We start from the raw sequence: 26,301 nt of genomic DNA on the forward strand, positions 1-26,301 counted from the left end.
AAATGCTGCAAAATCGTGTAGACCCTTTTGGCCGGCTCATCAGAACAGCCGAATGGCGCCTGGCTTGGCAACGCGGGGTGATACATAATGCGCAAAAGGAAATCGTACGTCTCTTCAAAATCAAGCCATGGATAACCTGCGTCCTGGAATTCAGGGGCCGCCACAGGGAGATCATGCGGCCGGACCGGTGGACAGAATTATTTTTTTTCGACGAGGCTACTGCTTTTTCAGCCGGTCACCGTCCCTGTTTCCAATGCCGTTATGCCGATCACCAGCGATTCAAAATGTTTTGGCTGAAAGGGAATCCTGCGTATGGATTTGACATGAAAACGCCGGTGGCGCTTATCGATGCTGTTTTACACGCGGAGCGCATCACAAAAGATCAGTCAAAAGTCACTTATGAGGAAGCTATAAACTTGCTCCCTGAAGGGACATTTGTGACGTATGAGCAGCGGGCATATCTGATTAAAGCCGGGCAGCTGCTGTTGTGGAGCCCCGCAGGTAATGCAGCGGGAATAGCTATTCCCCAGGTAGATAAAGTCCGGGTATTAACGCCCAGGTCTTTCGTAAATATATTCAGGGCGGGGTATGTGTCTAAAATGGGCTGAAATCGCAATAATTGAAAGATTACTTGTACGATCAGTTGAACGAGGACCGGAACTCCGCGGGTGAATGCCGGGTCTTCATTTTGAACAGCCTGCTGAAGGATTGAGGGTGCTCAAAACCCAACTGGTAAGCCACTTCACTGACGCTCAGATTCGTAGTCGATAACAGCTCTTTTGACCTTTCGATCAGTTTCTGATGGATATGTTGCTGGGCACTGAGCCCGGTCAGCGAACGTAGCATGTCGCTTAAATAATTCGGCGTGTAGTTGAATTGACCGGCAAGATACTGCACGGTCAGCATGCCCTGTCTTACCGGTGTTTTTTCATCAAAGTAAGCATCCAGCATCGCTTCGAGTTTCTGAAGCAGGTCACTGCTGACGGTCTGACGGGTCAGGAACTGGCGCTTATAAAACCGTTTGGCGTAACTTAGTAATAACTCGATCTGCGCAATGGTCACTTCCTGACTAAAATCATCTATCCTGCTGTTCAGTTCATCACGGATGATGCTGTAAATGGAGAACATGGTAGTCCTTTCGCGTTCTGAAAGGTGCAGGGCCTCATTAGAGGCGTAAGAGAAAAATCCGAACTGGCTGATCTTTGCGGCTAAGGGATAACCTTGCAGGAAATCCGGGTGAATGAACAGTGATAAACCTTCATTTTCCTCGTAGCCGTCGATATGCCCCACCACCTGGCCGGGCGCGGTAAACATCAGGCTGCCTTCGTCAAAATCATAATAACCCTGGCCGTAACGGAACTTACCGCCCAGTTTGGTCACAAAAGTAATCTTATAAAAGCCGATGACGTAACTATCCGGAAGCTGGCACAGGTTGATCAATTGTGATGATTCCAGCAGACTGATCATAGGATGGCAGGGACCGGCAATACCCAACATACGGTGTATCTCCGTAATCGATTCTATCTTGCTAATCTTCTGTGCGGCACTTTTCATAGTGGAAAGATAACGATCATGACTGGCGGCTTTCTCAGCGGCCGGTCATAATTGAATTTGAAAACAGCTTACCAGGGAAGCGGTCCGTCCGGACCTGTAAAGCTACCGGTAGGCCCGTCGGTTTCCAAAGCTACGCGGACCGGTTCGCGTGAACCAACCTCCAGGCTGTCGGTGCCCTGGAAATTATTAAGCGCGGTGGCGGTATAACCCGGGCTGGTCGCGTTGACCTTGATATTTTCCTTTTCCAGCTCCAACGCAAATGCGAGTGTAACCGCGTTCAGGGCTGTTTTGGATGCGGCGTAAACAATACCGAAATTTTCGCGGGCCCAGCATGCCGGGTCAGAGATCCAGGTCAGGGACCCTAAACCGCTTGATACGTTTACGATCCGGGCGGCTGCTGATTTACGCAATAAGGGTAAGGCGGCCTGCGTAACGGCGATGACACCGAATACATTGGTTTCCCAAACGGTGCGCACTTCATCCAGTGATACACTAACCGCCCTGCCGGATGCCATGACCTCTTCCACCGTCCGGCCGGGTTTACCTGCATGTGCGATACCCGCATTATTCACCAGCAGGTCCAGGCGGCCTGATTCCGCTCCGATACGCTTTATCGCGGCATCGATTGTACCTTGTTTAGTCACATCCAGCTCGATGGCATGTGCGTCCGGGCCTATTTCAGCTGCCGCTTTTTCTCCGTTTTCCAGTTTACGCGATCCGACATAGACCCTGTAACCCTTGGCGGCAAGTGCTTTGGCGATCTCGTTGCCTACACCCTGGTTAGCACCCGTGACAAGGGCGATGAGTTGGTTATTTTCTGTTGATTCGATTTGATTTTCCATGTTATAAGTTTTATAGGAATTAACAATACAAAACTCAGTTTTTACGCCGTTATCCTGCTAACCAAATCAAGGACGTTTGTAACCAAAACGAGGGGAAAACAAATACGGATCCGGTTATTTCAAATTCAATGCGTTTTGTAACATGGTGCTCCAAAGCTTGTATCCAGGGGGTCAAAATGTTTTGGCTGAAAGGAAATTCTGATTATAGTTTGTCCCAAGCAAACACAAGAAAGGGAAAATAAGGAAAAGCAGCTGGCAGGTTTTCATTATGGCTGCTCTACTTTCAGATCGGCACCCAGATAAACATCTTTGGCACGAGTGATCACTATGCGCAGGTGGTTGTTGTAGCTAACAATTTTCCCTGTGGCTGTTATGCTGGTATCAAGCGGTTGCTTGACCTCGCTATTCAATCTTCTGCGGATCCGCATTTCATCAAATGCCTTTTTCCTGCTCTCCCCGGTAAGTATCAGCATTAATGATTTTTCCTGGTGCCGGACTTTCATGTAGATGGACAGTGTTTTTCCGTCATCAACTGTTTTATATTCGTCGCAGTTAAGCTTTACCATACTTCCTATATACCTGGAAGCATCTCCAATCGCAATCGTTGGCACTTTTAACTGTGTTGATGTAACCTGTGCGCTAACAGATTCAAATAGTGATACCCAAATGAACAGGTAGCACAACAGGTGAATTTTTTTCATGTTTATAGCATACACAACAGCAACAGTATAATTTTTGTTTGTCCTACTCACCTTGAAACAAACGCACTTAATTTTACTTTATAAAAACTAGGACCTGATAAAAGCAGATAATTATGTTGTATTTATACATTGCCTTGATGGCACAGGCAGTTGTTTTCATTGCTGTATTTGATAAATTCAGCTACCTGTGTGCCTTCGCCTATTTCGGTGTGTCCGCTTTGGCTTTCCATTTGAAGATGCCCTGGCCCTGGCATGTTGGCGCAATGGCAGTGGGTTTACTATTTGAAATAGCTATTTATCAAATTGATGTTTGGCTGGAAGTAACCGACCCATTTAAATTTTTGACCAAGAGAAACATAGTATCAGTGCTCGTATTATTTGTTTTTTGTGTTGGTTTTATTCAGCAATCCACCGCAGTTGTTCAATTGAATCTGTTTACCTGGAACGCGATTTTCGATTGGATCGCGATACTGTATGTTCTTTTATCCGCTATCCCGATAGCGATCAGCGTAACCGATTATTTATCAGCGAAAACAGTTACCGCCTGTAAGTTGAAAATCAAAAGCACCAGGCGTAAACAAATACCCCGGGTTGGCACCAACAATTATCTTTCTGCCAGCGCAAACGGCACCGACTATGAATTTGTGACTACCAGTGTAGCTTATAGCGTACTCAAAAACACCAGCGAAGTAACCATTAACCTTTGGCACGCAAATTCGGGACAGGTATTTATTAAAAATGATTTTCTGCGTCAGGAGCGTAAGGCATGGCGATTTATCCAGCTTAAAACAACAATGCTCCTGTTGTCTTTGATCGTTGTTGCGGTTGGGGTAGTCTATTACATCAGCCGTTAAACCGTCTGTTTATTCCACTAGTTTTTTAAGTACCGATTTAATTTGCTTGTTAATAAGCGTTAGTTGAGCCTGTTGGGATTGATCATACCTTTGTATACCTGAACTTATCATTTCGAAGCTTTGTATCCGGAGTTGGCAACCGTTAAATAACCTAGCACATAACCGTGAACCCCGCTGAGTGATCAATTTCAGGCAAAAAAGACAATATTAATTTAGAAAGGCCGCCATGCTCAGCCGTATCAAATTGAAGTAGCGGCATTAATTTTCTACAGACATAGCATGGCATTGAATTTAAATGCAAACTTTTGGTAAGACAGCTATTAATTATAGTAGAAGTAAGTTAATAAAAATCGGCATGCTTTGTTTATTATTTCTTGTAATTTGGTGTCTGCTATTTCCATTTATCATGTTAAAAATAAATTCAAGGGTCGTTCTCATCATGCTGTTTTTCGTCTCAGCACCTGGTATCATAAAAGGGCAGGCCCATAATCCGATTATTAATGCCGATGTGCCTGATATTTCGCGTTGGCAATAATTATTATATGAGCAGTACCATCATGCATATGAGCCCGGGTGTTCCGATCATGAAATCAACGAATCTGGTGAACTGGGAGATCATTAGCTATGCTTATGATACACTGGCGAACTTGGACGAACTCGATCTTGAAAATGGTAAAAGCACGTACGAGCACGGGTCTTGGGCAAGCAGCCTGCGTTACCACAATGGTTTGTTCTATGTAAGCACGTTCGCTCAAGCCACGGATAAAACCTATGTTTATACAACAAATGATATCGAACGTGGCCCTTGGAAAGTTGCAGCCTTCAAGCCGGCTTTACATGATCATTCCTTGTTTTTTGATGATGATGGAAAGGTGTATATGATTACCGGAAGCGGGAGGTTAAGGTTGGTTGAACTTGACAATATTGACAATGATGTATTCGGGATCAAACAGGGCGGTATTGATCAGGTCGTTATCGAAAATGCCAGCTTGCCGTCAGGCGTGGTACAGGTTTGCTTTATTTAATTATGCGACAAAAGGGGCTGGTGGCTGGGTAGATTTTGACTTTTTCCATATCAGCGACCACATAACCTATAATAAATAGTTAAATCTTTATACAAATTATAGTTCAGTTCCTTACACAGCCATTAACCCGTCCAAAAAATAAAGTATGATAACAAAAGAGTCACGGCTTCCTATATCAGCCCAGAAACATGTACTAAGGATAGCATTCGTTTGTGCGCTTTATAGTGGATGCTTGTTAAAAACTGTAAGCGCTCAACCCCTGATCCGGGACGATGACAAGGGTTTGAAAGATTATTATAAAGCCTATTTTCCGATTGGCGCTGCGGTTAGTATCCGTTCGCTCAAGGGCGATGAAGCCAATCTCATCCTTCGTGAATTCAACAGCATTACACCTGAGAATGATATGAAAATGGGACCAATACATCCGCGGGAAGATTTTTACAATTGGCGTAATGCAGATTCTATCTTAGACTTCGCTATTAAGCATCATATCCGAATTAGGGGTCATAATTTGCTATGGCATGCACAAGCTCCCGCTTGGATGTTTAAGGACTCGAATCAATCTTCAATGACACTTTTTTCAATGACCGCATGATCACCCGTGTACCTGCAGTGAACGTCAGCGAAAGCGAGAATAACTACCATGTGGAACTGGCCGCGCCGGGCCTGAAGAAAGAAGATTTTAAACTTAATCTGGAACGTAACCAGCTGAGCATTTCGGTTGAAATTTCTTCAGCGCAGCAAGACAACCAAAAGAACTACAGCAAGCGCGAATACAGCTATAGCTCTTTCGTACGTTCGTTTACCTTACCTGACAGCGCCGACCTTGGACAGGTCGAAGCCAGCTATACCGATGGTATCCTCCGCATTGATATAGCTAAACGCGAAGAAGCCAAAGCTGTACGCCGCCAGATCGAGACCAAATAAGTGTTGATATTTTTTTATTCAGGGCCACTGCTTGTAGGGGCCCTGAATATTTAGATTTTTATGGAAGCACAGTTCTATATCCAGTTAAGTCTTAAAACAACGCAGGGCTATGGCGACTATGGCCAGTACTTTTTCGAGAATGACCGCGAAGCCGCCTACAGTTTGTTTCGTCAGATTGAAGGCGATCCGGCCATGATTGCGAGTTGCCCGCTGCATATTGACCTGATGGAAACCGCCAGCGGCCTGCCTGTAAAAATCAAAAGCATTTGCTGCACCATGGAAGAACTCGGCTTTAATTGTAAGCTGATCGCCAAAGAGATCTTCCGTTTAAAAAACCTGGACGAAATGTCATGAAAGAGAAAATCGCTTTTTTAATTCAATACTTTTCTCGCCGCTATTATGCCTCCAACTCCGTGTCAACCAAATTTCCCGAAGGACGGCTTAGAAATCCTGTCAGGGCGAAAAGTTGCCCGTAAGTTTACACAGACATGTCCCGTCCGCGGCGGAAAAGTTTTGCAGCTTGCTGGCAGAGATTTACAAGATCTTTTATCAGCCAGACTGATAATGCACATGAAACCGGTACCTGGGTTTTGTCGTCCGGCTTGGTAATAGGGCGTGAACAATTTACCCTGGCGGTTCCTGGAATACCGGCACCTGTATAGATACGCTGACATCAAGCCGGTTCGAGGTCTTCCCAATGGTAAGTGTTGCCTTAACGGTGACCCCTCCCTAATCGGTATATTTGATGGCATTGCTCAGCAGGTTAAGCAGGACCTGCTTAAGTCGGAAACCAGGCAATTAAGCGCTTTTTCCATCAGGCTAAGATACAATGGTTAGCTATCTGCTGCAACATTCTTGTACTTCAATTCAGAGTCGTTTGACGTTGGAGAGCCCGTTTCCATCCCACTTTGCAACGCCCGAATTCCTTCGACCCGGTACTGCGCAAAGTTCCCCTGCTGTATCGCATGCAGTTCTGTTTCCATAGAACCAGTAGTGAACAAGGCTAGTTCCATGGAAATGAAAAGAAGTTAAACTTCATTTAATACCAGCCATACTGCTTCAGCTATTCGTGCACTTTCATAACCCTTTACCAGAAAGTGGTCAGCACCTGCGGCCATTATTTTATCCCGGGCTCTGGCATCCAGTATAGCAGAGTGCGCCACGATCTTTACCTGCGGCCATTTTTCTTTTAGCTTTTTGGCGGTTTCAAAACCATCCATTACCGGCATTTCGATATCTAATATAACTACATGAGGTAAGGCTATTATTGCAGCCATCCTGCTCAGGCAATCGCTGCCATTTTCGGCTTCGAAGAAAATCTGAAAACGGTGCTTCTTTAATAAAAGGATTAACACTTTTCGATAAAGAGCATCATCATCGACAACAACAATTGCGGGTGTTTCCGGTATATTCATTGATTACAATAAAAATTGGGTGTTGTATAGACACTTAACAGAAAGACTAACGGAAATTTACTAAATTTTAGTAAATCTGATTTCTAATAGCTGGAGACTCTGATATTATTGTGCATAAACATTCCGACTTCCGGGCCGAGATCATAAACTTTTTGAAGGTGATCCTGGCCGGTCAGGATACTGCTGCCTATTGCGCTTCGATATCCGTCAGAACAATGTACCACCAGCGGCTTATCATCAGGAATCTCTGCTATTCGTTCCCTCAGTTGATGCAATGGAATGTTAATCGCATCAGGAAAAATGGTTTTTGACCTTGCTTCTACGCTGTTACGTAGGTCAATAATGCTGTAGAAACCTGAATTGGATTTAAAATGTTCCAGATCTAATAATGCGGTTACGATCACACCCGATTGACTGGTAAAGGCCATGTCGATAAATACCTCGTAACCTATGTTTGCGGCGCGTTTTATCAGGGTGTTTATTTTATGCTCATCTTCCGCTACCAGGTAATAAAGTTCATCCGGTGACAGGACACTTCCAAGTGAACGTTCAAATCGCGGTCCATCCTGGATATTGATAGCGCCGGGTAAGTGCCCTCTGTTGAAAATGTCCCGGGGACGGGTGTCGATGATCGCCACGTCTACGTCAAAAATAAATGGCCGACGCCCGATATTTACTTTACCTACCGATACAAGTAATGTTTCGGCACCACGTTTATTCAACCAGACATTATAGGGAAAATACTTAGGTTGAACGTTTTGTTTGGCGAGCAGATTCCGCACAAAATCGGCTTCGTTCTTATCACGCAGGCTCCAGTTGCTCTCCATTTCGGTGCCTATAGTACGCTTTTCCTCTTCATTTAATACCTCTTCATCCGACCAATAAGCCCTGTGTGCGGGGTATATCAAGATCTCCGGATCAAGAACCATCAAACATTCCCGGAGCGAGCGATACAACTGGCTGCCTAATCGCTCCATCTCATCAGTGCAAACGCCTGCATCGATACCGGTTAATACTGGCCTGCCGCAATCACCAATAAGCAAGGTGTCACCGGTAAATACTGCTTCAGCTTTTCCCGAACAGATCAATAAAATGCAAATGCTGTCCGGCGAATGCCCCGGGGTGTTCAAAGCCCGAAGTGTGATCTCGCCTATGCGTATTTCATCACCTTCATCAAAAGTTCGGTGTTGATAGGTTGCCTGGGTATGTCGGGAACAGTACAAAAATGCTCCTGTAAACTCCTGCAATTCCAGGTGCCCGCCTGTAAAGTTCTCATGTGCGTGGGTGAGTATGACAGCGGTAATCCTCGCGGCATTCCCGATGGCATACTTAGTATAATCCTCAATATTCCTTTCCGGGTCGATCAAAATGATTTCATTAGTCAATTCACTAAGTATCGCGTACGAATAATAAGCCAGGTTTACATTTTCAAATCGATGAACTTTCATAAAGGTTAATTTCCAATACCTATCACCGGGATAGGGCTGTTTGCTAAATTCCCGCTACCCTGTTTCCATAAGCAATGCTATAAACATCATTTAAGGGTAATACTGCGTTATCTATTCCTTTTCCTCAAAAAACAATATTGCACGATGATGATCCATAATAGAACCGTCAGAATAAAATAGAATCCTATATTTTGCCAGGTATTTCCGACACTTAAATTTTGAGTAATAAAACGAACAATCTCAGCCATCATTTTGGTCGGGTTAATCATCAGGTACGATTGATGTCCACGGGCCATTCAGCGTATAAAAATTGCATGGTTATCACTCCCGCTATCCGCTTCGCAAACCATCAAAAAACGTAATAACGGCCCCTATGGACAAATTTTACTCCAAATAAAGGGGAATACCTATGCCGTCTTTCAAATTTAACCTTTGGTTTAATTGTATTATTAGATATATATCAGTCCTAAACCTGATATTAATCAGCTTATGATTATATTTGCGGATGAGCTTAAAAGGGATTTTTCCGATAGACAGATGGAACTTCAATACGCCATCAGTATTAAGCGTATTATCAAAAACCGATCGTCACCGTTTACTGATCAACAGCACCTATCACCAATACGCTAAAGGAGAAAGCGTATTTAAGGAAGGCACCGTTCCGTCGGGTATTTACCTTGTTATGCATGGTAAGATCAAAAAATATAAGGCAGGCAGGAATGGCAGGGAGCAGATCATTTATGTCGCGAGTAAAGGTGAATTAGTGGGCTATCATGCCGTGTTATCTGAAGAACGCTATCCGGATTCTGCGGCTGCAATGGAACCCAGCGAGATCTGTTATATACCTAATAAAGACTTTATAGGTGTTATTAAAGACTACCCGTATTTTGCACACCAGTTACTCAAAATATTAAGCCATGAATTTACAGTAATGTCCAATAATATTTCTGTTATAGCGCAAAGCAATGCGCCCGAACGGCTTGCTATAGCGTTGATCGTCCTGAGGGAAAAGTACAAGGATGATCAAGACAGCCGACATGTCATGCTCACGGTATCCAGGGCAGACCTGGCCCACATGGCAAGTATTGCGGAAGAAAATGTTATAAGGTTGCTGAAAGAATTTAAAGAGGAAGGGATACTGGAAACCGATGGTCGTAAAATATCAATTAAAGATATCAAACTACTAGTTAAGAGGGCTAACTATAAATAAGCTGATCTTTTTGATGAGCAGCGCGGCACTAAGTGATATTACCCGGCATGCGGGTGAAAGCTACAGCGTTGATATAAAAACTTCAGAGCTTTCCGGTATCTTGTTCGGGCTCGTGAATGAGCATAAACTACAAAGGCTCAAGGGGGGAATTGATTGGTCATATTGTTTATCAAAAAGTGCAAACTGATAAACGCTACCTTCATTTTTTTTACTTATACTTGGAACTCGACATGTAATTATGTGTAAAGATGAGGAAACCATTTATCAACTGACTAAAAGGGATTTCGTGGAAATCTTAAGTAGGACATTAGCGCATGCGCCAGATCTTGTTCAGCACGTCCTGTATAAAAAATATAAGTTTAAACAAGTTGAAGAAACTCTAAACCTGTACTTGGCAATAAACATAGCATTATTTGTTAAAGGTCAGAAGCAACTATTGATCCGCTGGCGATCGTTACATTGCCATGCGACATGTCGATGAACCGCGGCGATAGGGCCTTCCTGCCCGTTAACCGCCAGTGGGGCGATAACAACATATATTTGGAATCAAACCTTAATAGGAGGGCTGTCGCTGGAATTTTGAACTATTACCACATCTTGGCTGAGGATGTTTTCCTGGAATAATTGTTTATATGCCCTTTACGTTTGCGGGATCGGGCATCCGCTGAAGATATTGAGTCACAAATTTAATTCCATAAACGAAGAATAATTCTGTTGTAATAATTTCTACCTCCATATAAATTCGTTAATGATCGGCTAAGAAATGGCTTCGTACAGCAGAGATTGGGTTAACGGAGATTTTAAACCATAAATATTTTTAATGTAGTTTTTTATAATTCTTATTGGAAATTAGCGTTGGTAGCTCCTGAAGAAATTTACGAAGCAATCCGGCAGGTGGTCGGCGCGTCCATCTCTATCACCGAGGAAGAGACGCTGCCCCTAATCGCCAGGCGATTAGGGTTTTCGCGGGTAACCGATGAAATGCGGCAGCAATTGTCCGAAGCGGTTGGTAAAACCATCCAGGCCAGAATATTGACTTTTGAAGGCGTCAATTTAAAACAGGCAGGGCCAGGCATATGAGCGAAACGGGCAGCCCTGAACTTAAAAAGAAAAATTTCTATCCGTACTAAACAGTTTTGAAAAATCAAAACAAACTTGTTAATTTGAAGCAGATTCTGCCGGTCCGAAATTTATTAATACTTATTATTTACGTTTTATCGGAGTGTCGTTCATTATTCATTACTTCCGTCGGATCAATCAAAGTATCAGTGGCCCGCCTGATCATTTCCCATTAACTGTACGTATTTTTCATGCTGTGCTAGCTATCTGCATAGCTGCGCTCGTTTATAATATACCACTTAACCTGGTCGTAGGCTTGCCGGTGATCGCGCTGGCCAGCGGGGTGACGCTGACTTTGGTTATAGTGTTGTATTACTTATCCCGCTACCGCGGGATGACGGCGCCCTCGCGGTTTGTGTTCTGCCTCACGGGCACCTGTCTTTTTGTGGTTAACTTTTTTTTGAATTCGGGGATAGACGGGCCCACGGGGTATTTTTTTATCCTGATGCTGGTAGTGATGGTGGCCGTAGTACCCGTTGAGCAGTATTGGTATTGGGTGGGCAGCAATGTGTTATTGCTTGTCACTCTCCATTTGGTGCAACATCATCATCCGGATTGGGTGCCTTATACCTATCAGGCCACGGGAGACCGGTATATCGATATATCTTCAGCCTATGTGACCGTAGTGGTGGTCATACTGGCCTGCTTTTATATGATCCGCAGACGTTATGATGCCGAGCGACTGGAAGCCCAGCAAAATGCCGCACGGTTGCGTGAAATGGATGCGGAAAAAAATAAACTGTTCTCTATTATCTCACATGACCTGCGCAGCCCGCTATCCCTGATCCAGAATTATCTGGAGATGCTGGCTGAATATGAACTCTCTGATGAAGAGCGGCGGGATATCAAGGCAGCGCTGCTGCGCTCGACCAGGGGAACGCTGGATATGGTCAACAATGTGCTGCACTGGTCCAAAAGCCAGATGAGCGGTGTCATCCTTCAAAAAGATTTTTTAGCGGTGGACGTATTGCTGGAGCCGCAGGTGCAGCTTTTTCAGGCGATCGCTGCTCGTAAAGAAATCATCCTGGAATCTGTTTTTGCAAAGGGGACAACCATTTGGGGAAATGCCGATATGTTACAACTGATCACGCGCAACCTGTTGAATAACGCCATCAAATTTACTGCTGCGGGTGGCCGGGTCTGTATCAGCGCGAGCTGCAATGAGGCGACCTGTTTGCTTACAGTCAGCGATAGCGGCAATGGCAGCCCCGCGCAGCTGACGGATGCTATTTTCCAGTTGAGCGCTGTTTCAGCCAAAGGTACGGCCAATGAAAGTGGCGTGGGTCTCGGCCTAGCACTTTGCCGTGAGTACACAACTTTGCTGGGCGGGCGGATCTGGTTCAGCTGCGACGCGGTAAGCGGTGCTACTTTCTTTGTAGAACTGCCGGCAAATGAGGGAGCCGCGGGCATTATTATGGCTTCTAGTTAATTTTAACTTGTTGATCGCCGTTCACGATATATTCGATGTGCACGTCCTTGCAAGGGCGGCATTTGAGGTCACCTGCACTGCTTTTTACGGTAAATGACGGTAGCGCCTTCCGGTCTTTTTTTTGACTGAAAAAGTCAAAGAAAACAATCCGTAAATAGCGGTATCAGCTTAATTTCAGCAAAAGCAAAAAGGCTATTTCAGATTCTTTTTAGCCAGGTTTAAAAATTCCTGTTCGGAATAATTTTGGTTACCGTAATGATAAAGAAACGACAGTGTATACCCTGGAGCAGTCTCGTTACTTTGGGATACATCTAAATAGGCGGTATAATTCCCGTTTTGCCAGGTGACAGCTATTTTATAATGTATCGGATAGGAAGCAGGGGTACTGATATCTTGTTGGCTTATTTCAGTCCTTCCTTTAGGTTTTATCGACTGAACGATCATGAATTTTTCGTCATCATCACCGTCCGCCGGATGTTCGCCTGACTTAAGGGCCTGTTTAGCATTTCCTTTCTTAGCGAACGCGTAGAGATCGTAAACGGTCACCGAGATATAATGGATAGGTATTTTATTATAATTGCAAACGGAGATGACCAGCCTTTGTGTATTCGAATCGATCTTCGCAGCTAAAACCGGAAAATCGCCACCGGCTAATTCCTTTATAAATTGCCTTTGTAAGTTATCTACCTGTTTGGAGAGTAGCCTTATAGTAGTATCATTGTTTTGCTGCTTTTTTACAATTCCGAAAGTCGCTGTCAATATGCCAGCCAGCAGCAATGCAATTTTAAATCCTGTGTGACCGATCAGTTTCTTTTCAAAAAGTATGGCGTGTATTTCGCTGCTAAACGTCAACAATACCAAGATCAACGCACTTGAGCATATAAGGATATCGCAGGAAAGATTTGGCATAGTAACTACGATTGAGTTTTAAAATCTTAAAGTTAAGAGATTTATAAAATAAAAGAGTTTACCTACACAATTTTATTGCTTGAAGTAATGTCCTGGTATCTGCCAAAGAGGAAAACATTAGTTACAAACGCCGCACAGTGGAAATAGCGGTCAAAAGCAAATAGGATTCCTGCTGCCAATCGTTTTAAGGAGATGGTTTTATATATTCTTCCAGTTTGCTCCAGGTCAAATCCGGGTAGCGGTCGTTATCCAATACTTCGTTGTGTGCGCTGAACATGCTGTGCATATACATGCTTTGCTGCCATTTGGCGTAGAGTTCATTTTCGCCCTCGGGATGTGCAGCTCGTTCCCGTTTGTTGTAGGCATCCAAATCGGCCAGGGTGCCCATGTTTTTCAGCTCATAACCGGTTAGGGAAGCTAAATCATTTGCGCTCACCTGGAAACTGGCGATGCGGAGGTATCTTGGCGCGGTCACATCCAGCGCTGCTTCGGCCACAAATGCCGCCGTATCGTTCATACTGGTAAAATCAACCTTCCAATCGAGCTTCTCCCAATAGGTAATCGTCTTATTTTTGTGATCAAGCAAGGGAATATTGTAGGTTAACAGTTCCGCAAAAGCGCCGTTAAATACCGAAGTAGGGGTGATCATCGCTTTGTTCAGCTGAACTGCAAACGCCTTCCGCAAATCAAAATTCCGATTCTCGCCTTCCGGTAGCTTTGTAAAATCCGTCGAATAATCAGAAGGAATAAAACGCGGCACACCTGCCTCAACTGCCGCCTCCAGCAGCAGGCCCTGCGCATCCACGATCACATCGCGCAACCCTGCAAAGGCCGAAACCACGCATGTGGCACCCTTGCAAGCCTCCACCAGCGCCGAATGGTCCTTTATGTCTACTACCGCGATCTCTACGCCGACGGCTTTCAATATTTCAACGACTTCCTTTTTACTATCCGACCTGACGATGGCTTTTAACTTCGCACCTTTTCCTATCAGCGCCTTTGCAATACGCCCGCCCAGATCGCCGGTTGCTCCGGCTAATAAGATTTGATCTTCCATGTCAAATTAACCTGCAAAGCGGCCTTTTGTTACATGGAATTTTAAGCTTTTTTTACAAATTCCGACTTTAGCGCCATGGCGCCGAAACCATCGATCTTACAGTCGATATTGTGATCGCTGTCCACCAAACGGATGTTCCTGACCTTGGTGCCGGCTTTGATGGATTGAGAAGTGCCTTTTACCGGCAGGTTTTTGATCGTCACTACCGAATCTCCGTTCTGGAGCGTGCTCCCGTTGCTGTCCTTTACTACGAAACCCTCAGCAGCTACTACTTCTTCGGCAACGGCCCATTCGTGCCCGCACTCGGGGCAAACCAATAAGCTTTCCAGTTCATATGTATACGGGGACCGGCAAACCGGGCAGGGCGGGAGTTCATTCATCCAGTAAAGGTAACAAATCAAAGTGCTAATATCCTGATGTCAATGAACGCCAAAGCAAACGGATACTATCGCACTTATTCCGATGTCAAAGTTGGCAAACTGAAAAAAGAAAATCTGTGTGTTAAACCGATAGAAACGTTTGTAAACAGGTAAATGATAAGTTAACACACATATTTGTGATTATCTATATAGCCACTTGTTATTGTCAAATAACTTTTGTGTCCTGGGGTAGGTTTTGGCGCGATATGTTTTTTATTTTACGCCAAAACCCTATAATGTGCCTTGCTGACACTTGCGCGTGGCGCGATCATTTTGGGACTTAAGAAGAGTAGTAAGTTTTGCATTTAGAAAGGCATAAATGGTGGATAAATCAATCCAGCATCTGCAACGTGGCCGGATCTTTCTTTCCGTCAAAGAATTTCTTTAGCACGGCTTCAAAAACCGGATCAGCATCCGGCAGCAGTGCGAAAAGTGTCATGCAGGAACGCAGCTTCAGATCATCCGGACGGCCCATGATTTCAGTCGCATTGTTTGAAGCAACCAAAAAAAGAGTTTCCGAAATTTCGATTAACCGCTTGCCCAGGATGGGATGTCCCAGGTAGGCGATAGCTTCGTCCCTGTTCCTGATGGCATACCACTGGGCCATTTCGCTGTAGCCCAGGCCGGCTACCTGCGGGAATATATACCACATCCAGTGGCTGCGTTTACGCCCGGCTTTAATTTCGTTTAGGGCTATGGCATAATCACGTTGCTGTGCATCTAAAAACGTTTCAGGTTATTGGTACTCATCTGATTATTGACCGGTAGTTTTAGTGTAATCCAGTTCCCTCACCTTCACAAATTCATTGCCATGTATTTCATAAAACTCCTCCTTATAATGATTGGCGTCATTGATCGTTAAAACCCTACGGTTCTTTTGAATCTGTCCGGGGATCAGCTCATCATCCCATTCATAAGTAAAGGTTTGCTTTGCCGCATCAAAAGTTCCGGTTTGCATTTGTATGTCGCTGCCGATATGGTTATTGATAGAAGTGGTGATATACTTCTTTTTGGGATTATCAAAACCTTCGATCTGCATGCTTTGGTAAAATTCTTCCTTCATTTTTCCATCGGCAACTGGTACCGGCAGTTTCCCACCTGTCATTTCAACGCTGTAAAATCGCCCGTTGTAGATCGGCTTACGCACCAGCGTACCTTTGACAAAAGCCAGTTCCGCATCCTGGAATGACCAGGTACCAGCCAGTTTTTCCAATTCGTCGTGTGCTGCCCCCGGCCGGGAATAGTCAAGTAATTGCGTCATGGTGTCCGGCTGTTTTGATGCTTGCGCATAAGCTGCGCCATTAAAAGCTATACAAATGAGTGTGGCCAGGCTTATCATGGTCGCCATAGTTGGTAGAATTGTCTTTTTCATCAGATGGAGATAATTATAATGTCGCTATCGTGTCAAGGCCTTGTCTTGTTCAAATTTCCAACGAACCGCTTATCTGTTAAGGAAACCAGGAAGTTTTCCAGGTCAGTTTTTTCCTGTTCGGTTAAATTCATCGGCGTTTTTAGCAGGGTGTCGCGGTTGATGGAATGGGGAACTATTTTATCCGGGTCATTATAGTAATCAATCACCTGCCGCAGTGTTTTGAACATGCCGTTATGCATATAAGGGGCGGTTATCGCTACGTTGCGCAAAGCACCTATCTTAAACCTACCCAAGTCGTTCTCCTTTTTGGTGACACAGGCGCGGCCGCTGTCCCGTAATGTTTTTTCATCATAAAGGCCTATAGAACGAAATTCAATATCATTGAAGTCAGGGCCAAAATGGCATTGGATACAACGCCCTTTGGTATTGAAAACAGCGAAACCCCGTTTGGCCGATTCGCTGACGGCCGCCTCGTTATCATTCAGGCGCCAGTCATCAAATGGCGAATCCCCGGTTTCCAAGGTCCGTTCGAATGCCGATAATGCTTTGGCCAAATTAGCTGCATCAGGTACCTCGTGGAATACAGCCTGAAAGGCCGCGCGGTAGTATGCATTGTTTTGCAGTCGCCATACGGCTGTTGTTAAGGGCAGATCCATTTCTATTGGATTTTGCAGGGGGATAAGGGCCTGCTGCTCCAGTGTGGTAGCGCGCCCGTCCCAAAAGAAGGCCACCTGTAAACTCATATTCATGGCTGAGGGCGTATTTCGAACCCCTTTTCGCCCTTTGACGCCTAAACTGACGGCCGAAGTGTCAGAGAAGGCAAACTCTTGTTTATGACAGGATGCGCAGCTGATCTTTTTGGTGCGGGATAGAATCGGGTCAAAAAAAAGTTTGTGCCCCAACGCTGCAGCGGTTAAGGGATCAGGATCCTTAAACGCGCTTTGCGAGATGATTAGGATAACGCTAAGCGAAAAGAGAATGATGCAAAACTTTTTCATTCATGTTGTTACTTCGCGGCGTTAATAACTTTTCTGAATAATTTGTCATTTGTGCCTTCCCTGCGGCCGGCACAGGTATCCTGTACCACATGGAATTTAAGCGAATCGCGCTGTCCGAAAAACTCAACTTTATAAACGCCTTCATATTTGGCATTGCAGGTAGGATCGGACATATAGAGGGTATCATGGTTCATATGATAGGTGCCGCTGACAAATTCTTTTTTGTTGATAAAACCGTCAAAAGTTCCATTGGCCCTGAAAATGGCCAGTAACTTAAAAGGGCCTCCCTGATACGTACTGGAATATTCCCATTTCCCCACGAGCAGATTTGTATCACTTGTAAAAGCAACAGCGGAAAATAATATAACAGCTAAGGTGCTGAAGAGGTAAAATTTCTTCATGGTTCTGATTTTTAGGTATTTGTAATATAACAAAAAAACGGAATTACATCCGGGTTGACTTGCGCGTATGTTGCAAATACTTTAGTTTTTGTTGCATTTAACAAGGAAGTAGCACTAAAACCATCAATGGCCAGCTTTATCTTTCTTTTCAGGCTGTCTTCTTTCGCCTGTAGTTGATCAAACGTTCCATTGTTTAGCGCTTTAAAGATCTCATCACTTTTTTTCAGGTAAATGCGGATGGGTTCCAGCCCTACGGACCGCCTTCTTTTGTCAATGTTGGCGGTATCGATGGTGGGTTTGATCCTGGTGCCACTTGGCCCCATATTGATCTGTGTACCGTAAACCTGTTGCCTACCTTTGTGCAGAGCGATCCGGTCGATGAGGTAGGCGTAATCCTGTCCGGAAGCGTCCTGATGATCCACTTTTTCTTTCATGGCTTTCAATACTGTTTTTTGAAAGTCCAGGTCAAAGTCGCTATGCTGTACAAGGATCCAGTAATTGTGCGAGCTTTCTTGCCTACCATTTTGATACTGGGGAAACCATAAGTATCGAATATTTTGCTAACCAGCGGGAAGTTATGATGGATGGCTAATTGGAACGCGGCCGGGGCATCAGCAGCAGGTAGTTTTACCGGCTTTTGGCCTTCCGCTTTCAGGCTGTCTATCTGTGCGGCAAGCTTGGTGTTGATCTTTTGCTGGCTGAACGCTGTCATAGAAAGGTTTAACAGGCAAAAAGATAGGAGGATAGTGTTTAGTTTTTTCAGGTTTAATGCTATCATAAGACGCAGCAACCCAGCGTATGTGACAGGTTTATAAGCTAAATTCCTAATACCTTTTATCTGCCTCTCAGCAACATCAGGGCTTGGTAAAATAGCGGCCTGGCAGCAATTCCAGCTACCAAACCGCTTTAAAAAAACCGAAACAACATGCAATGAATTATTAACAAGGCGCTTAGAGGTCCTTTACATTATCATCAGCTATACGGTCAATCAGTTTAACATAAGGGTCAATGCCGGCCCGTACTGGTTTACCTTTTACAATCACTGATATGGTGTGGTCCCCCGCGGTGAGTTTGTATTTTTTCAAATAAACCGGGTTGGTCTGCGTCCGGCCAGATTTATCCTCGGTATCCGCTGTGAACACGCCTATGTCAATGTAATCGTTCATTTTCGAGGCGGGCTTTTCGTTACCCGCGCTGTCGGCGTACATTTTACGTGTGCTTACCTTCATCGTTACCTTATATTCATCTTTTTTGCCGGTTGGTGCAGAGGTGACATCCACCATTTTGTTTTCATATAGGGTGATCTTGTTCCAGGTATCGTCCAGGTAGTATTTTATGCTGTCGGGCACATGTTTATTAATATACCTGTACAGGTCGTTACTGCCGGGAAAGGGCGGGTTTTCGTGAAAGGCGTAGGCATTCCTGAATTCTTTGAGGGCGGCATTCAAGGTGTCAACACCGATCAGGTCCTGTAACCCGTAAAGGATCAGGGAGCCCTTCTGGTACCATTCATAGGGTCTGTTACAGTTGATAAATACGTTTTCCTTCTTTGTTTCGCTGGCACGGCCGCGCAGGTAGCCGTCAAGTTCCTGCTTTAAAAATCGCTTCATGTTGTCCCGGCCATATTTCCGCTGGGTAAGTATCAAGGCTGTATATTCCGCCAATGCCTCTGAGATCAAGTTGGATCCACGGGTGCGGTTAGGCACCACCTGGTGACCCCACCATTGATGGGCTAATTCGTGGGCGGTTACAAAATAGGCATAATCAAACTTCTTCGGATCCCGGAAGTCTGTAATCCAGCCAAAGCCTTCTTCGTAAGATACCGTGTTAGGGAATGATTGCGCAAATGTGCGGTACTTAGGGTATTCCAGCAAACGCATTTGTTTGAACTGGAAAGGGCCATATGACCTAGAGTAATAATCGATGCCATCTTTATATGCAGCCATAAAACGATCAAGGTTAAACTGGTGCGCATGATGAAAATAGAGTTCGAGTTTTACCTTTTGCCCGTTAAACATGGTTACGCTGTCAAACTTGGTGAGGTACCGGGCCGAAACAATATCAAAGAACAGATCGACCTTGGGTTTATCTTGTATATAATGATAATAATTGCGGCCGTCTTTTTTCCAGGCTTTTTGCAGGCAACCGGGCGCGACAGCCAACTGGTCGCCAACTGTACTTACGGTAATGTCATAATTCACCAAATCCGCGTCATCATTAAACAACAGGGTATTGATCCCCTTTTTATCGGTTTGGGGCGGGTATTCGTCATTTTTCTCAGGCAAGTGGTATTTTACCCGTTTTTCATCGCTGCTCAGCTCATTATCCGGATCGTAACCGATAGTAGGTAAGCCGCCTGCATAAAATGTGCCGTTATGGACGATATCCGTACCCGAGATATCATTTGTAAAACCTTTGTAAGCCACAACTGAATTAACTTCCAGCATGGCGCTGTCTCCCGGCTGCATTATGGCGGGTAACTGGTAAATGCGGTATTTAGCCGTATCCTGCTTTGGGCGGAACCAGTTGAACTGCCCCCGTTTGTACAGCAAGGGATAGGTGGCCGGAATTTTCTTCCCATTGTAACTTACCGTAAAGCTTTCCAGCCCCGTACCGTTTAAATGTAGCGTACGGATAGGTACGCTTGTTTTATTGGCCAGCATCAATATTCCTTTAACCAGTACCTTTCGCTCCATAGGAAATATATCAGCGAACATTTTTAGGCTGGTTACTTTCGGCTGATCGAGTTTTTCAAATTTTTTGAGCGTTTTTTCGTATTGAGCTTTTTGTGCTTCAACTTCTGTCGCACTCAGGTAATTATTGACGTAACTTACGTTGTAATAGATGTAGGAACCGGCCGCAAAAAAACAAAGCAGCAACACGATAAACAAATACTTTGGCGCGCCATGGAACCTTTGCTTAAAAATGCCACAGCGTTCTTTAAAGGTTGATACCACGCCCCTGGAGAAGAACATGGCTGCCAGGATAAGAAGCAGGCAGCCAAACAACATCCAGTATAAATTGAACCAGAATACCGGCCTGGCCATATGCCCGATGCCGTCCATATCCGACCATATGTAGTTGGGCATGTAGGAATAGAACAGCAGGTTATAATCCATATGGCCGAAATTGCGGAGCGAGAACATGATCACCCAGATGATGATAGCGATACCATGGCCAGCGAATTTGTTGTTCACAATAATGTGTACCGCGAAAGACAGCATGATCATTTGGATGAACTGCGGAAAGGTTATGGCATATAACTCTATCAGGTAAATATCAAACCTGAAATCTGTAAAACCTTTGAGCAATTGAACAATAACCCCAATGATGAGCGGTATGGTGGCCAGCGTGAAGGCGAGTGTAACCAGGCCCAGCAATTTTGATCCGTATAGCACCCAGTCCGGGGTAGGGAGGGCGTCATTGATGATCGCGAACCGCGTGGTTTTATCCCGGTGGATGGTTTCACCTGTATAAAAAACGATGATAATGAAGATGAATAACAGGTAATCATAATTCTTATACATCATGAGGTTTACCGTAAGCGGGTAATTGGGTACGCTGTACAATTGATCGCCTATCCAGTAATCGAGCGCCAGGAAAATAACACCACCAAGCAGTATCACCCGGAAATAAACATCACGCACAATACTGAGGTATTCGATCTTCGCCATATTGAACATGATCCTGCGGTAGTAGCCGCCCGCAAAACTGATAGTAACTTTTGGCAGCGCTGCCAGGTAGGCGCGCAGCCCCTCCCCGGTTTCGGCCAGCTGCTTCTTCATTCTTCCGCCGCCGAAAAAACGTTTAAAGCTAAAGCCAAAATAGGTGGCCAGCAGGATGAGCAAGCCAACTCCCGTCCATATGATGCGGTTATATAAAACATAACCTTTGATAGGTACCATAAGCGTATTCTGTTCTGCCGGGGTATAAAACCGGGTTTCCAAGCTGATGGTGTTCAGCGCGAAGGGGTCAAGCAGCTTCACCAGCGTTTTATTCTCAATATCCCTGGTTAGGAAGTTGGAAAGCAGGTAAGCGATCAGTAACAAAATACTCACCGTATAAATGATCTTCACGTTGCGGGTTAAGGCCACCAGGCCAAAAAAGACGGACGAGGTGAAGAACAGGTTGGGTATAACGATACAAAAGAACGGCTGCAAAAAATAGATCAAATGATTGGGACCGATACGTTTGGCCGGTACCCAACCCAATAATGGACCGAGGAAAGTGCCAATATACGCGCCGAATACAAGCGATGTACTGATCAGCAGCACAAAGAGGAAAGAACCCAGGTAGCGGCCCCAGAAATAACCGTTTTCGGTTATGGGATACGCCATATAGTAATTCTTGGTATTGTAGTCAATATCCCGGTACAAGGGCACGCCCATTACGGCCGAGCTTACCAGCATCATAAAGAGGCTGAGAAAAGTAAAAATGATAGCTGTAAAAAGGGGAGAGTTGTAGTATACTTTTTCTGAACCGTTAACCAGCCCGGCTCCGTAAACCGCGGCGGAAAGTAATAAAAAGGTCAGGAAATACAGGTACGTCGCCGGCCGCTTGAGGCGGTACTTCAGCTCGAAGGTGAATATCTGCCAAAACATAAAATGATGGGTTTAGGGGGGGGTTAAAGAGTAATCACGTCTACTTTCTGTGCTATCTTACTGAAATAAAAGTCTTCCAGTACAACGGGTACAGGTACAAAACCGTTACCCAAATCCGTTTCGCTGAAGGCACGGAGGTTAAGCTGCCCGCCTTTTAACTGGGTTGATATGATACCGTAATTTTCTTTGTACTGTAAGATATCTTCCTTATTGATCGTCTTACTGTATATTTTCCCTTCTATTTCCACGATCGCCGCATCCGGTTCCCCGTTATACATCAGCTCTCCTTCGCAAATGATGGCAAAATCCGAGCATAGGGTGCGCACGTCCTCCACAATATGTGTTGACAGGATCACGATGGTGTTTTCACCTATCTGGCTCAACAGGTTGTAAAACCGGTTACGCTCCGCGGGATCGAGCCCTGCGGTTGGCTCATCCACGATGATCAGTTTGGGGCTGCCCATCAATGCCTGGGCTATGCCAAAACGCTGTTTCATACCGCCGGAATAGGTGCCCAAATTCTTTTTCTTGTCTTTGGTAAGGTTAACCTTATCCAGCAAAGCGCTCACTAGTTCCTTCCGTTCGGATTTTACCCCAATCCCTTTCAATTGCGCCACATGGTCCAGCATTTCTTCGGCGGAAATACGCGGGTAAACGCCAAAGTCCTGCGGTAAATAACCTAATAACTGTCTAACTTCCGCTTTTTTGGTAAGTACATCGAGGCCGTCAAGATAGATTGATCCCGCATCGGCTTCCTGCAAAGTGGCGATGGTACGCATCAGCGATGACTTGCCGGCCCCGTTTGGCCCTAGTAAGCCGAACATGCCCTGGTTGATGGTTAAGGAAATTTCTTTGAGTGCTTTTACCCCGTTCGGATAAGTTTTTGACAGTGATTTGATGACTAATTGCATAGAAAGGTTGGTTTTCAGCAATTTAGGAAAAAAAGTAGTAATTTTTATAAACCATTAAAATTTTATAGCATGAATAAAACTATGCGCGCTCAATAAACCTAACTTTTGTGTTCTGGGGTTGGTTTTGGCGCGATATAGCTTTTTATATTACGTTAAAACCCGGTAAAGTTGCCCCCCCCCGCATTATTTACCCATCTAAACACTAAGCCGGTTTCGTTGTTGAACATTATTGCTGACACAAATTCCAAATGAGATCTAAATACCTGTCCTTACTGTTGCTCATCCTTTCCTCCTGCCAGGAACCGGGAAAACCGGAAAAGCAATTACATACGACAAAAGCAACTCCTGCGGTGTTACCTGTTATGCAAACGCAGGCATCCGCAGCCCCGGATAAAAACGATCCGGATATCTCCGGAAACTACGAACAAACAGATACCACGGATGGGGGCTGCCCGATATCAGTAACCATTCGGAAAAGCGCGGACGGTTACCGGTACAAGTTGACGAATGATCAAAAGCATTACACCGGCAAGATTAAGCTGGAGAGGGATGGAGATCAAAGTACAGGAATTATTTTTGAAGGCATACCTTATGCCGAATATGAGGGCGACGTCAGTCAATTGGATGATCATGGCGAAAGGCCGCAGCCTAAGTTGCCTATCGGCGTCGGTGGTTTACTGAACGGAGATACCATCCTGATCCAGAACTATGGTAACGCCATGAATTATTACGTCCAGTTTGGCGGGTGCGATGCCAAATTTATCAGCCTGATCAAAAATTAAGTGCTGCCATCAGTACCTTGTTAACAGGCCGCTTGTTGATGCCGCTTTTTAAATAATGATCAAATTTAGGGTTGGTGATGTAGAGCGTTACCGAAACTTTCTCTTCCTTGCGATAGGCTTTAGAGAATAATTGATTCACATCGTGCTGCCCTTCGTTAGCATTATCATTATAAAGCTGGCTCTACAGATCTAAAACCAGCTTAATCTTTGACATGCGCGTTATATTTATGGTAGTGCGCTTCCCTCATGCCTCGTCGATCCGGGTAAAGAAATAATTATCGTCGTGGACCCAGTTCCGGGGGTTTTCCCGCTCCCGCTTGATGGCGCCGAGGTTTTCGAGCATGTCGCTGACCATGGTTTCCAGGTCGAAAGCGGGTTCCCAGCCCCAGTCGAGGCGCGCGGATACGTCGTTGATGCTGGCGGGCCAGCCGGCCGCGATCGCCTGGCGGCTGTCTGGGCGGTAGGCTATTTCGAAGGCCGGGATGTGTTTCCTGATCGCGGCGGCCAGGTCGCAGGGCGAAAAGCTGAGCGCGGAGAGGTTGTAGGAGGTGCGGATCTTGACCTGTTCCGCGGGGGCTTCCATGAGTTCCAGCGTGGCGCGGATGGCGTCCGGCATGTACATCATAGGCAGGCAGGTGTCTTCCTCGAGAAAACAGGAATAGCTTTGCTGTTCCAGTGCCTGGTGGAATATCGCTACCGCGTAATCGGTTGTGCCGCCGCCTAGGGGCGAGGTGTAGGAGATCAGCCCCGGGTAACGGATGCTCCGGACATCCAGCCCGTGTTTCTCGAAATAATAATTGCACCAGTATTCGCCGGCCCGTTTGCTGATGCCGTAGACGGTGTTCGGCTCGGTGAGCGTATCCTGGGGGCACAGGTGTTTGGGCGAGCCGGGGCCGAATATGGCAATACTGCTCGGCCAGAATACTTTGTCCAGCCGCTGGGCGGAGGCCACTTTCAACACGTCTAAAAGTCCGTTCATGTTCAATTTCCAGGCTGCCCCGGTATTTTGTTCACCGGTGGCTGACAGCATAGCCGCCAGCAAATAGATCTGGGTAACTTGTTCCTGGCGGACCAGGTCGGCCAGCATGCTCATGTTCAGTACATCCAGCTGACGGTAGCGGGCTTCGCCGCTGATCTCGGCAGGGCGGTCGGCGGCGATGACGTTGGCATTACCGTGGCGTTTACGTAAAGCGATGGTGAGTTCGGAGCCGATCTGTCCGCAGGCGCCGATTACCAGGATCGTAGTGCTTTTCATTATTGGTTTGTTTTTTATGTTGATAAAGGATCAGTCCGTAAGGTATTTTGGGGTCTATCCAGGTCGATTTGGGCGGCAGTACCTCGCCCAGGTCGGAAACGCTTAGCAGATCTTCTGCGCTGAGCGGGCTGAGCGTAAATGCAACCGCATGCGGATGTGCTTCCAGCAGCGCTTCCATTTCAGTTAAGGCCTTGTCGCCGCCGGTATGTTTCAACCGCGGGTCGTTTTTAGGGTCGCTGATACCGAAAACGGGTTCAAATACTTCCCGCTGGAGAATGGCCGAATCCAGCCTGCCGGCCAGGCCAGGGTGCCGGCTGGTATGGGGTTTCGCTGCCATGTGGTACCAGGTGTCTGCGAAATACAGTCCCAGCAGGTGTTTTTCCTGTGGTAATACCGGTTTATTGGCAAAGGCCTCCTGGATATAATAGTGCCGGACAAGGCTTTAAGCAGCTCCTCTTTTTCATAATACGTCGTTTTCGCCGGTGGCCAGCAATAAGGTTTACCTGGCAAAGTAGCATCATTTACCTACAAAGCAAAGATCAATAACAGATGAAAATTAAAAAAATAACCGCGGTTTTATTACCGTTTGCATTATTAGCACTTGGTTGCGGAAAAAGTAAAACAGCAGATACAACCCCTGGTTGCGTTATGGGAAATTACGGGATATTGACCGTGAATTTTGCCTCTGCCGACATCCGGCATAGTGTTTCCGTGAGGTTTGACGGGGTGCATAGTCAGGATAAAGCTTTGCCTTTGGGCGCCAAGAGCGATACCCTGCATATTAAGCCGGGTAATTTCCCGATCAGAATGCAAAACCTGGACAATGATAACAAGGTGGGCACTTATAGAACAATATTTACCACCATCAGAACATGTAAAGATACTACGTTGTCTGTCTCTTTTTAATATCGGCTACAAATTATCCCTTAAATGATCTGTAAGTGCTTCGGGCTTCGGGTAGCCAGTCAACGCAAATACCGAGTTGCAGTTGGCTATGTAGCCGATGAAGGTGAAATATAAGGAGCAGGTGCGGAGTTTGGTGAGGAATTTGATAAGGAATGAAATTAAAAAC

General features: G+C 45.5%; 30 protein-coding genes and 1 pseudogene. 11 read left to right on the forward strand and 20 right to left on the reverse strand.

Features of this window, described 5'->3' with window-relative positions:
- Positions 1–2: 2 nt before the first annotated feature.
- A complete protein-coding gene (locus tag BLS59_RS08885) occupies positions 3–608 on the forward strand; it encodes a hypothetical protein (RefSeq protein WP_091147991.1) in 606 nt (201 codons plus the stop codon).
- 31 nt (positions 609–639) lie between these two features.
- Here the strand turns inward: BLS59_RS08885 and BLS59_RS08890 are convergent, their stop codons facing one another.
- From BLS59_RS08890 to BLS59_RS08900, 3 genes are all read right to left on the reverse strand, one after another.
- The gene (locus BLS59_RS08890) at positions 640–1,554 is read right to left on the reverse strand and encodes a helix-turn-helix domain-containing protein (RefSeq protein ID WP_091147993.1); all 915 of its coding nucleotides are present in this window, start codon (positions 1,552–1,554) and stop codon (positions 640–642) included.
- Between the two features lie 68 nt (positions 1,555–1,622).
- On the reverse strand, positions 1,623–2,396 hold the full coding sequence (locus tag BLS59_RS08895; RefSeq protein WP_091147996.1) for an SDR family NAD(P)-dependent oxidoreductase: 774 nt from the start codon (positions 2,394–2,396) through the stop codon (positions 1,623–1,625).
- A gap of 266 nt (positions 2,397–2,662) precedes the next feature.
- Complete coding sequence (locus BLS59_RS08900; RefSeq protein WP_091147999.1) at positions 2,663–3,097, reverse strand: hypothetical protein; 435 nt, start codon at positions 3,095–3,097, stop codon at positions 2,663–2,665.
- Positions 3,098–3,234: 137 nt separating this feature from the next.
- Between BLS59_RS08900 and BLS59_RS08905 the strand changes: the two genes are divergently transcribed.
- The 5 genes from BLS59_RS08905 (at position 3,235) to BLS59_RS08925 (ending at position 6,257) form a co-directional block, all read left to right on the forward strand.
- Positions 3,235–3,951: a hypothetical protein gene (locus BLS59_RS08905; RefSeq protein ID WP_205411222.1), complete on the forward strand. Its 717-nt coding sequence runs from the start codon at positions 3,235–3,237 to the stop codon at positions 3,949–3,951.
- Between the two features lie 506 nt (positions 3,952–4,457).
- Positions 4,458–4,976 (forward strand): family 43 glycosylhydrolase, encoded by a 519-nt coding sequence (locus BLS59_RS08910; RefSeq protein WP_240315194.1) that lies wholly within the window; start codon positions 4,458–4,460, stop codon positions 4,974–4,976.
- Positions 4,977–5,121: 145 nt separating this feature from the next.
- Complete coding sequence (locus tag BLS59_RS08915) at positions 5,122–5,571, forward strand: endo-1,4-beta-xylanase (RefSeq protein WP_091148004.1); 450 nt, start codon at positions 5,122–5,124, stop codon at positions 5,569–5,571.
- Positions 5,568–5,903: an Hsp20/alpha crystallin family protein gene (locus BLS59_RS08920; RefSeq protein WP_091148006.1), complete on the forward strand. Its 336-nt coding sequence runs from the start codon at positions 5,568–5,570 to the stop codon at positions 5,901–5,903. The genes BLS59_RS08915 and BLS59_RS08920 overlap by 4 nt, the downstream gene beginning before the upstream one ends.
- A gap of 60 nt (positions 5,904–5,963) precedes the next feature.
- The gene (locus BLS59_RS08925; RefSeq protein WP_091148009.1) at positions 5,964–6,257 is read left to right on the forward strand and encodes a hypothetical protein; all 294 of its coding nucleotides are present in this window, start codon (positions 5,964–5,966) and stop codon (positions 6,255–6,257) included.
- A gap of 479 nt (positions 6,258–6,736) precedes the next feature.
- Here the strand turns inward: BLS59_RS08925 and BLS59_RS31540 are convergent, their stop codons facing one another.
- From BLS59_RS31540 to BLS59_RS08940, 3 genes are all read right to left on the reverse strand, one after another.
- Positions 6,737–6,886, reverse strand: a complete 150-nt coding sequence (locus BLS59_RS31540) for a hypothetical protein (RefSeq protein ID WP_162842590.1) — start codon at positions 6,884–6,886, stop codon at positions 6,737–6,739.
- Between the two features lie 45 nt (positions 6,887–6,931).
- Entirely contained in the window at positions 6,932–7,318 is a 387-nt protein-coding gene (locus tag BLS59_RS08935; RefSeq protein ID WP_091148014.1) for a response regulator, read from the reverse strand.
- Positions 7,319–7,401: 83 nt separating this feature from the next.
- Complete coding sequence (locus BLS59_RS08940; protein WP_091148018.1) at positions 7,402–8,766, reverse strand: MBL fold metallo-hydrolase; 1,365 nt, start codon at positions 8,764–8,766, stop codon at positions 7,402–7,404.
- Positions 8,767–9,271: 505 nt separating this feature from the next.
- On the opposite strand from BLS59_RS08940, the gene BLS59_RS08945 reads away from it, so the two are divergent.
- The 3 genes from BLS59_RS08945 to BLS59_RS08960 all read left to right on the forward strand — a co-directional run bounded on the left by BLS59_RS08945 (position 9,272) and on the right by BLS59_RS08960 (position 12,524).
- Positions 9,272–9,976, forward strand: coding sequence for a Crp/Fnr family transcriptional regulator (locus BLS59_RS08945; RefSeq protein WP_091148020.1), 705 nt, complete (start codon positions 9,272–9,274; stop codon positions 9,974–9,976).
- A gap of 855 nt (positions 9,977–10,831) precedes the next feature.
- The gene (locus tag BLS59_RS08955; protein WP_091148025.1) at positions 10,832–11,056 is read left to right on the forward strand and encodes a hypothetical protein; all 225 of its coding nucleotides are present in this window, start codon (positions 10,832–10,834) and stop codon (positions 11,054–11,056) included.
- Between the two features lie 142 nt (positions 11,057–11,198).
- Positions 11,199–12,524 (forward strand): sensor histidine kinase, encoded by a 1,326-nt coding sequence (locus BLS59_RS08960; RefSeq protein WP_091148028.1) that lies wholly within the window; start codon positions 11,199–11,201, stop codon positions 12,522–12,524.
- A 192-nt stretch (positions 12,525–12,716) separates the two neighbouring features.
- Here BLS59_RS08960 and BLS59_RS08965 read toward each other — a convergent pair whose 3' ends face one another.
- The 11 genes and pseudogenes from BLS59_RS08965 to BLS59_RS09015 form a co-directional block, all read right to left on the reverse strand.
- The gene (locus BLS59_RS08965; RefSeq protein ID WP_091148030.1) at positions 12,717–13,433 is read right to left on the reverse strand and encodes a hypothetical protein; all 717 of its coding nucleotides are present in this window, start codon (positions 13,431–13,433) and stop codon (positions 12,717–12,719) included.
- A gap of 184 nt (positions 13,434–13,617) precedes the next feature.
- Positions 13,618–14,490 (reverse strand): NmrA family NAD(P)-binding protein, encoded by an 873-nt coding sequence (locus BLS59_RS08970; RefSeq protein ID WP_091148032.1) that lies wholly within the window; start codon positions 14,488–14,490, stop codon positions 13,618–13,620.
- Positions 14,491–14,531: 41 nt separating this feature from the next.
- Positions 14,532–14,870, reverse strand: coding sequence for a zinc ribbon domain-containing protein YjdM (locus BLS59_RS08975; protein ID WP_091148035.1), 339 nt, complete (start codon positions 14,868–14,870; stop codon positions 14,532–14,534).
- 370 nt (positions 14,871–15,240) lie between these two features.
- Positions 15,241–15,627, reverse strand: a pseudogene (locus BLS59_RS08980) (DUF1810 domain-containing protein); the annotation flags it as partial.
- Between the two features lie 36 nt (positions 15,628–15,663).
- Entirely contained in the window at positions 15,664–16,281 is a 618-nt protein-coding gene (locus BLS59_RS08985) for a DUF1579 family protein (RefSeq protein WP_091148039.1), read from the reverse strand.
- 32 nt (positions 16,282–16,313) lie between these two features.
- The gene (locus tag BLS59_RS08990) at positions 16,314–17,279 is read right to left on the reverse strand and encodes a cytochrome-c peroxidase (protein WP_091148041.1); all 966 of its coding nucleotides are present in this window, start codon (positions 17,277–17,279) and stop codon (positions 16,314–16,316) included.
- 8 nt (positions 17,280–17,287) lie between these two features.
- On the reverse strand, positions 17,288–17,680 hold the full coding sequence (locus tag BLS59_RS08995; RefSeq protein WP_091148043.1) for a hypothetical protein: 393 nt from the start codon (positions 17,678–17,680) through the stop codon (positions 17,288–17,290).
- Between the two features lie 11 nt (positions 17,681–17,691).
- Entirely contained in the window at positions 17,692–18,234 is a 543-nt protein-coding gene (locus BLS59_RS09000) for a DUF6624 domain-containing protein (protein WP_317039758.1), read from the reverse strand.
- Positions 18,120–18,458: a hypothetical protein gene (locus tag BLS59_RS31185; protein WP_205411223.1), complete on the reverse strand. Its 339-nt coding sequence runs from the start codon at positions 18,456–18,458 to the stop codon at positions 18,120–18,122. The genes BLS59_RS09000 and BLS59_RS31185 overlap by 115 nt, the downstream gene beginning before the upstream one ends.
- A 172-nt stretch (positions 18,459–18,630) precedes the next feature.
- Positions 18,631–22,281: an ABC transporter permease/M1 family aminopeptidase gene (locus BLS59_RS09010; RefSeq protein ID WP_091148051.1), complete on the reverse strand. Its 3,651-nt coding sequence runs from the start codon at positions 22,279–22,281 to the stop codon at positions 18,631–18,633.
- Positions 22,282–22,304: 23 nt separating this feature from the next.
- A complete protein-coding gene (locus BLS59_RS09015) occupies positions 22,305–23,192 on the reverse strand; it encodes an ABC transporter ATP-binding protein (protein WP_091148764.1) in 888 nt (295 codons plus the stop codon).
- Positions 23,193–23,440: 248 nt separating this feature from the next.
- On the opposite strand from BLS59_RS09015, the gene BLS59_RS09020 reads away from it, so the two are divergent.
- The gene (locus tag BLS59_RS09020; RefSeq protein WP_091148053.1) at positions 23,441–23,974 is read left to right on the forward strand and encodes a hypothetical protein; all 534 of its coding nucleotides are present in this window, start codon (positions 23,441–23,443) and stop codon (positions 23,972–23,974) included.
- Here BLS59_RS09020 and BLS59_RS31545 read toward each other — a convergent pair.
- The 3 genes from BLS59_RS31545 to BLS59_RS09030 all read right to left on the reverse strand — a co-directional run bounded on the left by BLS59_RS31545 (position 23,964) and on the right by BLS59_RS09030 (position 25,566).
- Positions 23,964–24,113 (reverse strand): hypothetical protein, encoded by a 150-nt coding sequence (locus BLS59_RS31545; RefSeq protein WP_162842591.1) that lies wholly within the window; start codon positions 24,111–24,113, stop codon positions 23,964–23,966. The two genes, BLS59_RS09020 and BLS59_RS31545, sit on opposite strands and share 11 nt — an antisense overlap.
- A 105-nt stretch (positions 24,114–24,218) precedes the next feature.
- On the reverse strand, positions 24,219–25,229 hold the full coding sequence (locus tag BLS59_RS09025) for an NAD-dependent epimerase/dehydratase family protein (RefSeq protein WP_091148056.1): 1,011 nt from the start codon (positions 25,227–25,229) through the stop codon (positions 24,219–24,221).
- Positions 25,156–25,566 carry a DUF1015 domain-containing protein gene (locus tag BLS59_RS09030; protein WP_240315195.1) on the reverse strand — a complete coding sequence of 137 codons (411 nt, stop codon included), beginning with the start codon at positions 25,564–25,566 and terminating at the stop codon, positions 25,156–25,158. The genes BLS59_RS09025 and BLS59_RS09030 overlap by 74 nt, the downstream gene beginning before the upstream one ends.
- Before the next feature lie 212 nt (positions 25,567–25,778).
- Here BLS59_RS09030 and BLS59_RS09035 point away from each other — a divergent pair, with 212 nt between their 5' ends.
- On the forward strand, positions 25,779–26,135 hold the full coding sequence (locus BLS59_RS09035) for a hypothetical protein (RefSeq protein WP_091148061.1): 357 nt from the start codon (positions 25,779–25,781) through the stop codon (positions 26,133–26,135).
- The last annotated feature ends 166 nt before the right edge of the window (positions 26,136–26,301 follow it).

The sequence above is a fragment of the Mucilaginibacter pineti genome (genome assembly GCF_900101875.1).
GTDB classification, from domain to species: domain Bacteria; phylum Bacteroidota; class Bacteroidia; order Sphingobacteriales; family Sphingobacteriaceae; genus Mucilaginibacter; species Mucilaginibacter pineti.